The organism is Stenotrophomonas sp. 05L414_2 (genome assembly GCF_056397905.1).
This window is the reverse complement of record NZ_JBFTOJ010000139.1, coordinates 1-11,213: the sequence shown is the minus strand read 5'-3', so window position 1 is coordinate 11,213 and position 11,213 is coordinate 1. Positions and strand designations below refer to the sequence as shown.

At 68.4% G+C, this 11,213-nt stretch carries 10 protein-coding genes; 4 read left to right on the top strand and 6 right to left on the bottom strand.

The window, feature by feature from the left end; genetic code table 11:
* Positions 1–120 precede the first annotated feature (120 nt).
* The 6 genes from rsfS to AC1DJN_RS16870 form a co-directional block, all read right to left on the bottom strand.
* Positions 121–534 (bottom strand): ribosome silencing factor, encoded by a 414-nt coding sequence (rsfS, locus tag AC1DJN_RS16895; protein WP_025879295.1) that lies wholly within the window; start codon positions 532–534, stop codon positions 121–123.
* A gap of 58 nt (positions 535–592) precedes the next feature.
* Positions 593–1,258, bottom strand: coding sequence for a nicotinate-nucleotide adenylyltransferase (gene nadD, locus AC1DJN_RS16890; RefSeq protein WP_442251871.1), 666 nt, complete (start codon positions 1,256–1,258; stop codon positions 593–595).
* 3 nt (positions 1,259–1,261) lie between these two features.
* A complete protein-coding gene (gene holA, locus AC1DJN_RS16885; RefSeq protein ID WP_478039541.1) occupies positions 1,262–2,299 on the bottom strand; it encodes a DNA polymerase III subunit delta in 1,038 nt (345 codons plus the stop codon).
* A 12-nt stretch (positions 2,300–2,311) separates the two neighbouring features.
* Complete coding sequence (locus tag AC1DJN_RS16880; protein ID WP_033831702.1) at positions 2,312–2,887, bottom strand: LPS-assembly lipoprotein LptE; 576 nt, start codon at positions 2,885–2,887, stop codon at positions 2,312–2,314.
* Positions 2,888–3,026: 139 nt separating this feature from the next.
* Complete coding sequence (gene leuS / locus AC1DJN_RS16875) at positions 3,027–5,666, bottom strand: leucine--tRNA ligase (RefSeq protein ID WP_478039539.1); 2,640 nt, start codon at positions 5,664–5,666, stop codon at positions 3,027–3,029.
* A gap of 105 nt (positions 5,667–5,771) precedes the next feature.
* Positions 5,772–6,380 (bottom strand): DUF998 domain-containing protein, encoded by a 609-nt coding sequence (locus AC1DJN_RS16870; RefSeq protein ID WP_180830873.1) that lies wholly within the window; start codon positions 6,378–6,380, stop codon positions 5,772–5,774.
* Between the two features lie 153 nt (positions 6,381–6,533).
* Between AC1DJN_RS16870 and trxA the strand changes: the two genes are divergently transcribed.
* The 4 genes from trxA to AC1DJN_RS16850 form a co-directional block, all read left to right on the top strand.
* Positions 6,534–7,391: a thioredoxin gene (trxA, locus tag AC1DJN_RS16865; RefSeq protein WP_442251873.1), complete on the top strand. Its 858-nt coding sequence runs from the start codon at positions 6,534–6,536 to the stop codon at positions 7,389–7,391.
* A 107-nt stretch (positions 7,392–7,498) separates the two neighbouring features.
* Positions 7,499–9,199 (top strand): FecR family protein, encoded by a 1,701-nt coding sequence (locus AC1DJN_RS16860; protein ID WP_478013538.1) that lies wholly within the window; start codon positions 7,499–7,501, stop codon positions 9,197–9,199.
* Positions 9,196–10,830, top strand: a complete 1,635-nt coding sequence (locus AC1DJN_RS16855) for a CHASE2 domain-containing protein (RefSeq protein ID WP_032975062.1) — start codon at positions 9,196–9,198, stop codon at positions 10,828–10,830. Before AC1DJN_RS16860 ends, AC1DJN_RS16855 begins: the two co-directional genes overlap by 4 nt.
* 89 nt (positions 10,831–10,919) lie before the next feature.
* The coding region (locus AC1DJN_RS16850) for a DUF4442 domain-containing protein (RefSeq protein ID WP_478039537.1) at positions 10,920–11,213 on the top strand (294 nt) is incomplete at its 3' end.

Sequence of the window (11,213 nt, the reverse complement as noted above, 5' to 3'; positions counted from 1 at the left end):
CCCTTGCGCCACCCAACTGGGCGCGCGTTCGCCGGTGGCAATCAGGCGGGCTTTCATCAACATTCCTCCAAAACGTCGACGGCGCCATCGGCGCCGTCGAAAACTGCATCAACGAATGGCTCAGGCCACTTCGTCGTCGTCGTAGGACGGCGGCTGGTCGCCAACGGTCCACAGGCGCTCGAGCGCGTAGAACTCGCGCACGCGCGGCAGCATCACGTGCACGATGACGTCGCCCAGGTCGACCAGCACCCATTCGGCTTCACGCTCGCCTTCAACACCCAGCGGCATGACGTCGATGTTCTTGGCGAAGCGCACGACTTCGTCGGCGATGGACTTCACATGGCGGGTCGAAGTACCCGATACGACCACCATGTAGTCGGCGACGCTGGACTTGCCGCGTACGTCGATCTCGACCGGGTCCTTGGCCTTCAGGTCTTCGGTGGCTTGACGGACGCTGGCCAGCAGTTCCGGCACGGAGGGCGGCGGGCTGGGCAGATCGACCTTGATGGTCTGGGGCTGGGTCTGGTTGCTCAAAGCGGGTCGACTCGATAAACGTGGGGGCGATTATACGGGCACAGCGCGGCAACCGTATTCACGAGGCGGCGGGGCGGTACAGGCCGTGGCCAGAAACGTAGTCGGCCACCGCCGGTGCCAGCATGGCCCGCCAGGGGCCGCCCGCGGCGATCTGGGCGCGCACGGCACTGGCCGATTCCACCCGCAGCGGGTGGTGCAGGCGCAGGATGCGGCCGGCCGGGCTGGTGAACAGGGCCTGCTCGTTGTCGGCCCAGCGCCCCTCGGTGGCCTGGCCCAGCGCGCCGTCGACACTGGCCCGCAGCGGGCTGCCGGGCCGCTCGGCAACGATGAAATGGGCCAGACCGAACAGCGCCTGCCACTCGTGCCAGCTGGGCAGGCCCAGCAGGCTGTCGGCCCCCACCAGCCACGCCAGCGGGCGGCTGGGGCCAAGTTCGGCCCGCAGTTCGCGCAGGGTATCGACGGTATAGGAAGGTCGGCCAGGGAAGCGCTCGGCCCGATCCAGCTCATGCCGGTCCAGCAGCAGGCCCGGCTCATCGCCGATGGCCAGGCCGAGCATGGTGCAGCGTTGCTCGGCGGTCGCGCCCGGTGCCGCGCGATGCGGCGGGTCGGCGGCAGGCAGCATGCGCACCGCCACCTGCAGTTCATCGCGCGCGGCGCGCGCGATCGCCAGATGGCCCAGATGCACCGGGTCGAAGGTGCCCCCGTAATAGATCCGCAGGCTCATGGATCAGGCCCGGGCGAGCAGCCGCACCGCACGCGCTTCGGCCACCGCCACCAGCAGGCGCTCAAGTGCAAGCCAGGCATCGCCGTCTGCGCGGCCCTTGGCGATGCGGTCAACCAGCCCTGCTTCGGCCACGAAACGCTCCCAGCGCTTGCCTTCCGGGTGCCGCTGCAGCGCGCGCTTGTAGGGCGCCTGCCGCGATTCCCAGATACCGCGGGATTTCATCTCCGCCGCCAGATTGCCGCCACGTGCCTGTACCCGTGCCAGGCCGGCACCGGCCAACAGCTCGCGGATCACGATCGGCATCAGCGCGGCCACGGCCTCGCCTTCGCCGCGCAACCCGGCCAGCATCCTCAGTACCGCCTGGGGCTGGCCGGAGAAGGTGGCTTCCACCAGMCGGAACACGTCRTARCGGGCRGCATCGGCCACCAGCGATTCCATCSKKTCCACRTCCAGGGTCTGGCCGTCGGCCAGCAATACGAGCTTGTCGATCTCCTGCGCAGCCGCCAGCAGGTTGCCTTCAACGCGTTCGGCCAAGCGCTGCACGGCCGCCGGTTCGGCGCGCAGGCCCCTGCTGCGCAGGCGCCGTTCGATCCAGTCCGACAGCTCATGCGGCTTGATGGCCCAGGCCACCGACAGCACGCCGACGCGGTTCACCGCCTCGGCCCATTTGCCCTGGTGGGCCTTGCTCCATTCGTTGGCGGTGATCATCAGGATCACGTCCGGCGCCGGGTTGGCGCAGAACCGGCTGATCACCTCACCGCCGTCCTTGCCCGGCTTGCCGCTGGGCAGGCGCACTTCCACCAGGCGGCGGGCACTGAACAGGCTGGGGGCATTGAAGCTGGCGTCGAGCTGGTTCCAGTCGAAATCACGGCCATCGGCATCGAACACTTCGCGCTCGTCGATGCCGGCCGCACGTGCACGGGCACGCACGGCATCAGCTGCCTCCAGCACACGCAGCGTTTCCGGACCGGCGATCAGGTAGACCGGCGCCAGCGCCGTGTCAGCGCCCTGCCCGGCCAGCTGTTCCGGTCGCAGTTCCATCAGGCGCCCGGCTCAGTGCTGGACGGCGGGTGCGGGCTCGACCGGATCGTGCTCGACCGGCTTCGGCGCCGACAGGCTGCCGCCCTTTTCCAGTTCGGCGCGGACCACGCTGTCGATGCGGCGGATGATCGAGGCCGACATTTCCCGGCGCAGTTCATCGGCCAGGATCTCGCGTTCGGTGGTGGTACCGGTGGCGTCGGTCGGCGGCGACACGTAGTCGCGCGACAGTTCGATCACCTGCTGCGGCACCAGCTCGCTGCCGTCTTCGCGGCGGAAGATGAAGATCACCGCATAGCGCAGGCTGTATTCCTGCGCGCGGCCCTGCGAGTCGATCGCGATGGGCAGGTCGCCCCAGCGTTCGGACAGCACCTGCAGCTGGGCATTGGGGCCCTCGCTGTCCTCATCGGCCAAGCGCGCACCGGATGCCAGCAGGCTGCGGTTCAACAGCTTGACCAACTCGCTGTAGGGCGCGGTGGAGACCACCTTCACCGGCGCCGTGTCGGTCGGCAGCATCAGCTTGTTGCGCAGGTGGAAACCGCAGCCGGCGAGGCCGAGGACGAGAACGAGGGCAAGCAGGATTCGGGTCATGGAGACAGTCTGGCGGAGCCGGGCGATCACGGCAACAGACAGGGTGCCCGAGGCCGCGTGAACGCAGGGCCATCGGCCGGGCGTGCCCGGCGTGGCGACAACGCACCGACCGCCACGATGGCGGCCGGTGCCAGGTACATCAGGCAGCGACGATGTTCACGATCTTGCCGGGGACGATGATGATCTTGCGCACCGTCAGGCCTTCCAGGAACTTGGCCGCGTTCGGCTCGGCCAGCGCCAGCGCTTCAACCTGTTCGCGCGCGGCATCGGCGGCGACCTCGATCGTGCCGCGCAGCTTGCCATTGACCTGTACGGCCAGGGTCAGCGCGTCGCGAACCAGCGCACTGCTGTCGGCCTGCGGGAACGGCTGGTCTTCCAGCAGCGTTTCGCCATGGCCCAGCACCTGCCACAGGGCATGGCTGGCGTGCGGGGTGATCGGGTTGAGCAGCAGCACGATGGCCTGCAGCGCTTCCTGGCGCACGGCGCGCCCCTGCTCGCTGCCGTCCTCGAACTTGGCCAGCGCGTTCATCAGCTCCATCACCGCGGCAATGGCGGTGTTGAAGCTGTGACGACGGCCGTAGTCGTCACCGACCTTGCCGATGGTCTCGTGGGTCTTGCGGCGCAGGGCCTTCTGGCTGGCATCCAGTGCAGCCGCGTCGAGCGCCGGTGCGGCACCGTCGGCAGCGTGCTTCTGCACCTGTGCCCACAGGCGGCGCAGGAAACGGGCCATGCCGTCCACGCCGGCTTCGTTCCATTCCAGCGACTGTTCCGGCGGTGCCGCGAACATCGAGAACAGACGCACGGTGTCGGCACCGTACTTGCCGACCATCGCCTGCGGGTCCACGCCGTTGTTCTTCGACTTGGACATCTTCTCGGTACCACCGACCACCACCGGCTGACCGTCGGCGATCAGGGTGGCGCCGGTGATGCGGCCGCGCTCGTCGCGCTGCACTTCCACATCGGCCGGGTTGATCCAGTCCTTCGAGCCGTCCGGGTTCGGGCGATAGTAGGTCTCGGCGATCACCATGCCCTGGCACAGCAGGTTCYGCGCCGGCTCGTTGCTGTCCACCATCCGCGCGTCGCGCAGCAGCTTGTGGTAGAAGCGGAAATACATCAGGTGCAGGATCGCGTGCTCGATGCCACCGATGTACTGGTCCACCGGCAGCCAGTAGTTGCCACGCTTGTCGACCGCATCGCGGGCGCCCGGCGAGGTGTAGCGGGCGTAGTACCAGCTCGACTCCATGAAGGTGTCGAAGGTGTCGGTCTCACGCTCGGCCGCGCCGCCGCAGTCCGGGCAGGTGGTCTTGCGCCATTCCGGATCGGCCTTGATCGGCGAACCGGTGCCGACGAAGTTGACGTCTTCAGGCAGCACCACCGGCAGCTGGTCTTCCGGCACCGGCACCGCGCCACACTTGTCGCAGTAGATCACCGGGATCGGGCAACCCCAGTAGCGCTGGCGGCTCACGCCCCAGTCGCGCAGACGGTAGTTCACCCGGCGCTGGCCCTGGGCCTTGCGCTCGAAACGCTCGGCCAGCGCTTCGAAGGCGCCCTGGAAGTCCAGGCCGTCGAACTCGTCGGAGTTGACCAGTTCGGTCTCGCGGGTCTTGTCGCCGTACCAGTCCTGCCAGCGCGTCGCGTCGTAGGCGCTCTCGTCCTTGCGCAGCGACTTCAGCGCGATGACCTGGCGGATCGGCAGGTTGTACTTGTTGGCGAATTCATTGTCGCGCTGGTCGTGGCCCGGTACGGCCATCACCGCGCCGGTGCCATAGCCCATCAGCACGAAGTTGGCGACCCACACCGGCACCTGGGCACCAGTAACCGGATGCACGGCGCGCAGGCCGGTATCCATGCCGCGCTTTTCCTGGGTCTCCAGCTCGGCCTCGGACACGCCGCCCTGCTTCATCTCCGACAGCAGCGCAGCCAGTTCCGGATTGTTCTTCGCGGCATGCAGCGCCAGCGGGTGTTCGCCGGCGATCGACACGAAGGTCACGCCCATCACGGTATCCGGGCGGGTGGTGAACACGCGCAGCGGATCCAGTGCGGCGCCATCGACGTCGCGCACATCGAACTGGATTTCCAGGCCTTCGGAACGACCGATCCAGTTGCGCTGCATGGTCTTGACCGAGTCCGGCCAGCCGTCCAGTTCATCCAGGCCGTCCAGCAGTTCCTGGGCGTAGTCGGTGATGCGCAGGAACCACTGCGGGATCTCACGCTTTTCCACCAACGCGCCGGAGCGCCAGCCACGGCCGTCGATGACCTGTTCGTTGGCCAGCACGGTCTGGTCGACCGGGTCCCAGTTCACCACCGCGTTGCGGCGGTAGGCCAGGCCCTTGCGCATCAGGCGGGTGAACATGCGCTGCTCGTGGACGTAATAGTCCGGGCGGCAGGTGGCGAACTCGCGCGACCAGTCGATGGCATAGCCCAGCGACTTCAGCTGGCTGCGCATGTGGTCGATGTTCTTGTAAGTCCAGGCGGCCGGCGCGGTCTTGTTCTTGATCGCGGCGTTTTCCGCTGGCAGGCCGAACGCGTCCCAGCCCATCGGCTGCAGGACGTTGTGGCCGGTCATGCGCTTGTAGCGGCTGATCACGTCGCCGATCGTGTAGTTGCGCACGTGGCCCATGTGCAGCGCACCGGACGGATACGGAAGCATCGACAGGCAGTAGTACTTCGGCTTGTCCGAGGCTTCATCGACCTCGAAGGCACGGGTAGCATCCCAGTACTGCTGGGCGGCGGATTCAACCTGCTGCGGATCGTAAACGTTGGGTTCGACGCTGGTCATGTAACACGCGGTTGCGGCGGCAAAGCGGTACAGCGTACCGCAGTGCGGCAAATGGCTCCAATCCTGCCTGCCGCACCGGCGCGCGGCGTGGCTGCGGGAAGCGTCTCAGCGCCCGCGCGACAGAGGCAGGGCCAGGGCCAGCCAGAGCGCCCAGCAGGCAAAGGCCAACCGCTGCGCCAGCGCCGCCGGCAGTACCCCCGGCAGGCCGAACGCCAGCAGACCGGCACCGATTCCGCAGGCCAGCGTCAGCAGTCCCAGCCTGCGCCCGCCGGAATGCCGCAGCCGCGCCGCGCCCAGCATCACGCTGCCGGCGACAAAGGCCAGTGCCCAGACCATCCACACGCTGGCGTGCAGCTTGCTGGCAGGGCCCTGCATGCCCATCTGGTCTTCGAAATCCAGCGGCAGCAGGCCCATCGCGATGAAGGCGAGACCGGCCAGTAGCAGCATCTGGCTGCCCACGCGTGCCGTCCAGGCGGCGTCCACCGACAGCTGCCGGCGCAGGCGCTCGGCCACGACCACCGCCAGTGCACCCGGCAGCACCAGGCCCAGCAGGTTGAAGCCCAGCGCATGGGGGATGCCGTGCGCGCCCAGCCAGGTCACCGGATGCATCGCCTGCGAATAGTCCGGCAGGGCCGCACCGAAGCCGGCCACCGACAGCACGAACAGGGCTGCGGCGAGCATGCCTACCCAACGATCCAGCCGAACCACGGACATTGCAGCCACTCTTCAGGAGAACATCAGGCCATTGTCACGGCAGCCGGCACCTGCGCCAAGCCGTCCGCGATTTCATGGGGGGCGTGACCGCAGGGTTGAGACCGGCAAGGTTCGTCACCATAGAATCGGTCTCCAGATGCCGAACGATGCCCCATGACCGAGACGACCTACGTATTCGATGCCACCACTGCCACCTTCGAGGCGGAAGTGCTGCAGAAGTCGCTGCAGACGCCGGTCCTGGTGGATTTCTGGGCGACCTGGTGCGAGCCGTGCAAGACCCTCGGCCCGATGCTGGAGAAGCTGGCCGGCGAATACAACGGCGCGTTCGAGCTGGCCAAGGTCGACGTGGACAAGGAACAGCAGATCGCGGCGGCCTTTCAGATCCGTTCGGTGCCCACCGTGTTCCTGGTCAAGGGTGGACAGCTGGTGGACGGCTTCCCCGGCGCCCTGCCGGAAGGCCAGCTGCGTGAATTCCTGGCCCAGCACGGCGTTGTGCCGGCTGACGTCGGCGACACCATCGCCGAAGACGAAGCGCCGCTGGACCCGCAGGCGCAGGTCGACGTGCTGCGCGCGCAGATCGCCGCCGAGCCGGACAAGGATGAGCTGAAGCTCGACCTGGCCCTGGCGCTGCTGCAGGTCGGCGGCGTGGACGAGGCCGCTACCCTGATCGATGCACTGCCCGCCAACCTGGCCACCGACGACCGCGCCGTGCGTGGCCGCGCCCGGCTCTCCTTCGCCGCCGCGCTGAAGGATGCCCCGCCCGCCGAGGAGCTGGATGCGCGCATCGCCGCCGACGGCAAGGATCTGCAGGCACGCCACCTGCGGGGTGTGCAGCAGCTGCTGGCCGGCGAGGACGAAGCTGCGCTGGAACAGTTCCTGGAGATGCTGCGGATCGACCGCAGTTTCCAGGAAGGACTGCCGCGCAAGGCCCTGATCGATGCGTTCAACGTCATCGCCGATGAAGACCTGGTCGGCCGTTCGCGGCGCCGGATGGCCTCCCTGCTGTTCTGAACGGCACCGGCATCGTTCAGAATCCCTGCACTGAACGCGGGCAATAATGCCCGCGATGGTGGCCCCCAGGGTCGCCACGATCCGTTCGGGGGGATGAGGTCGGGGCCATGGGGTCTTGCTGCTGCGCCCCCGCTTTGCCGGGACAGCTATCCGTGACCGTTGGCCGCTCGTCGTCTTTCATCAAGTATTTCCTGCGCACACTGCTGTGCGCCCTCTGCCTGTGGCCGGCGCTTGCCGGCGCGCAGGACTGGAACTACCGGGTCCGCCCCGGCGATACCCTGTGGGATCTCGGCGCGGCCTACCTCAAGCCCAGCATCGGCTGGCAGCAGCTGCAGCAGCACAACCGCATCGACAACCCGTACCGGCTGCCGCCGGGTGAACTGCTGCGCTTCCCGATCGGCTGGCTGCGCGTTGAGCCCGCCCCGGCGCGGGTACTGGCCGTGCGTGGGCAGGTTGAACTGAGCGCGGCCGATGGCAGCAGCAGCCGCGCCGTGCGCGCAGGCGAACAGCTGCACATCGGTGACGCGATCCAGACCAAGGCCGATTCCAGCATCACCCTTGAGTTCGCCGATGCGTCGCGCTTGCAGCTGCGCGAATACTCACGCCTGCGCCTGGACCAGCTCAGCCGCTATGGCCGCACCGGCATGGTCGATACCCGCCTGCGCCTGCAGCAGGGGCGCGCCAGCAACCGGGTAACCCCTGCGCGCGGGCCGGCCTCGCGCTACATCATCGATGCCCCCACGGCCACCAGCAGCGTGCGCGGCACCGTGTTCCGGGTCAGCGCCGGCGATGATGCCCATGCCGGTGCCACCGAAGTACTGGAAGGCAAAGTGCAGGTCGGCAACCCGCATGGCCAGCATCTGGTGCACCCCGGCCAGGCCAGCCGCAGCGCGGGCAGCGGAACGGCGCCCGAAACGGTTTCCGGTTTGCTGCCGGCACCGCGCCTGCGTGCCGATGCGACCCGCCTGGGAGCCCTGCCGGCCCAGCTCGCGTGGGAGCCGGTGACCGGCGCCGGTCACTACCGGGTCGAAGTGGTGCAGGCCGCCACCCCGGAAATCCTGTTGTTTGCCGCCGACACCGCCGACACCCGGCTGCTGATCGGCGAGCTGCCGCCAGGAACGCTGCGCCTGCTGCTGCGCGCAGTGGATGCACAGGGTGTGGAAGGCCTGGATGCCAGCGAGGATTTCGTCCTCGACGACCAGCCGCCACCGCCGCTGACCATTTCTCCGCTGCAGGGACAGTCGGTCAACAGCGACCGTCCCCGCTTCCACTGGAGCCAGGCGCCCGGTGCCAGCAGCAGCGTGCTGCAGGTGGCTGACGAGCCGCAGTTCCTGCAGCCGCTGCGCGAGCAGAGCACCGGCGGCACCGACCTGCGCCTGGGCCAGCCGCTGCCTCCCGGCCAGTACTACTGGCGAGTCGCTTCGCGTGATGACCAGGGCCACCAGGGTCGCTACGGCCAGGCACTGACGCTGCAACTGACCGATGAACCGGTGAACCCGGCACTACAACCGCCTGAAGCCACCGATGGCGAGCTGACCCTGCGCTGGCAGGCGGGAAGCGACGGGCAGCGCTACCGCGTGCAGGTCGATCGCCGCGGCGACTTCAGCGCGCCGCTGCTCGATACCACCGTCGACCAACCGCAGGTCAGTTTCAAGCGCCCGTGGCGCGGCACGCTGCACATCCGCGTGCAGTACATCGATGACGACGGCCATGCTGGCCCGTTCTCGCCCGCCCAGCAGGTCAAGCTGCCGTGTCGCCTGTGCTACGGCGCCAGCGGTGGTGCCCTGCTGCTGTGGCTGTTGCTGTGAGGCGCTCGCCGCTGCCGTGGTCGCGACGGATCCTGCTGGCCCTGCTGGCGGGTGTAGCGACGGCGGTGGTCAGCCATGGCCAGTGGCTGTGGCGGCAGGACGAAAGCGCGTACGACCTGATGGTCGGCAGCTGGGATTACCGCCCCGACCCCAGCGTGCTGATCGTGGCCATCGACGAAGGCAGCCTGCAGCAGCTGGGCCAGTGGCCGTGGCCGCGCTCGATGCATGCCCGCCTGCTGGACCGCTTGACCGACGCCGGTGCCGAGCGCGTCGCGCTGGACCTCATGCTGTCCGAGCCCGATCGTCGCGATGCGCGCCAGGATGCCGAGCTGGCAGCGGCGATCCGTCGCAACGGCCACGTGGTGCTGCCGGTGCTGGCCGCGCCTGCCGCTGGCGACCGCATGGCCGAGGAAATGCTGCCGATCCCGCTGATTGCCGCCAGCGCCGCCGCCCTCGGCCACAGTGACGTTGAAGTCGACGGCGATGGTGTCGCCCGTGGGGCCTACCTGCACGCCGGCATCGGCCAGGCGCACTGGCCGGCACTCGGCCTGGCGTTGACCGGCCTGCCGCCGCAACGCGCACAGGGCCTGCCCGACCCCGACCCGGCGCTGGACTCGCCCTATCAATGGCGCCGCAATGATTACGTGCGCGTGCGTTATGCCGGGCCACCGGAACGCTTGCCGCAGGTGTCCTACGCCGATGTGCTGGAAGGGCGCGTGGATGCCTCGATGCTGCGTGGCAGGCGCATCGTGGTGGGCATGACGGCCAGCGGCATCGCCCTCCGCCTGTTGACACCCACCACCCGCGAATACTGGATGAGCGGCAGCGAGTACCAGGCCAACATCGCCTCGATGCTGCTGCAGGACAAGCAGATCAACGTGCTGCCCCGCGCCTGGCAGGACGCCCTGGCCGGCCTGCTGGTGGCCATGTGCGTGCTGCTGCTCGGGCTGCGCCTGCCCTGGGTGGTTGCGCTGTGCTCGCTGCCGGCCGCGCCGCTGCTGAGCTGGCTGCTGCTGCGCACCGGCAGCCTCTGGTGGGCGCCGGCCAGCGCCCTGCTCGGCGTCGTGCTGGTGCTGACGGCGTGGGCGACCTGGCGCATCGCCTCCTGGCACCGCCAGGCCAACCGTGATGCGCTGACCGGACTGGGCAACCGCCTGCGCTTCGAACAGTCGCTGCAACAGGAATGCGATGCGGCACGCCGCAGTGGCAAGCCACTGACCCTGGCCCTGATCGACGTCGACCACTTCAAGCACCACAACGATCGTCATGGCCACCAGGTCGGCGATCGCGTGCTGTGCGAAGTGGCCCGCCTGATCCAGGCGCATGCCCGGCGCCCCCGTGACATGGCTGCCCGCTACGGCGGCGACGAGTTCGCACTGGTGTTGCCCGACACCCCGGTTGAAGGCGCGCGGCAGGTGATCGAAGACCTGATCTCCTGCATCCGCGCCCTGCCGCCGCCCGGCGATGGCAGCGACACAGGCGTCACCCTGACCATCGGCGTCTACACCCGTGTGCCTGACGGCGACCTGCAACCGCATCATTTCGTCGAAGGCGCCGACAACGCGCTGTACCGGGCCAAGGACAATGGCCGCGACGGCTACGTGATCGACGGCGGCACGCCCGAGCCATAGCGCCGGGCAGGCCTGTCGGGGCGCTGCGGGCTACAACATACGCATGCGAATGGTTAGACTGGGCGCCCCGTCCCCTGCCCGGTTCCCGCATGAAAGCCAGCACGTTCCGCTTCGGCATCAACCTGTGGCCACCGTTCCTGTTCACCGGCATCCATGTCACCCGGATCACCCCGGACTACCGGCAGATCGACGTGGAACTGCGCCTGCGCCCCTGGAACCGCAACTACGTCGGCACCCACTTCGGTGGCAGCCTGTTTGCGATGACCGATCCGTTCTGGATGCTGGGCCTGATGCACACCCTTGGCCGCGACTATTACGTCTGGGATCGCGCCGGTGCGATCGATTTCCTCAAGCCCGGTCGTGGAACGGTGCGCACGTCTTTC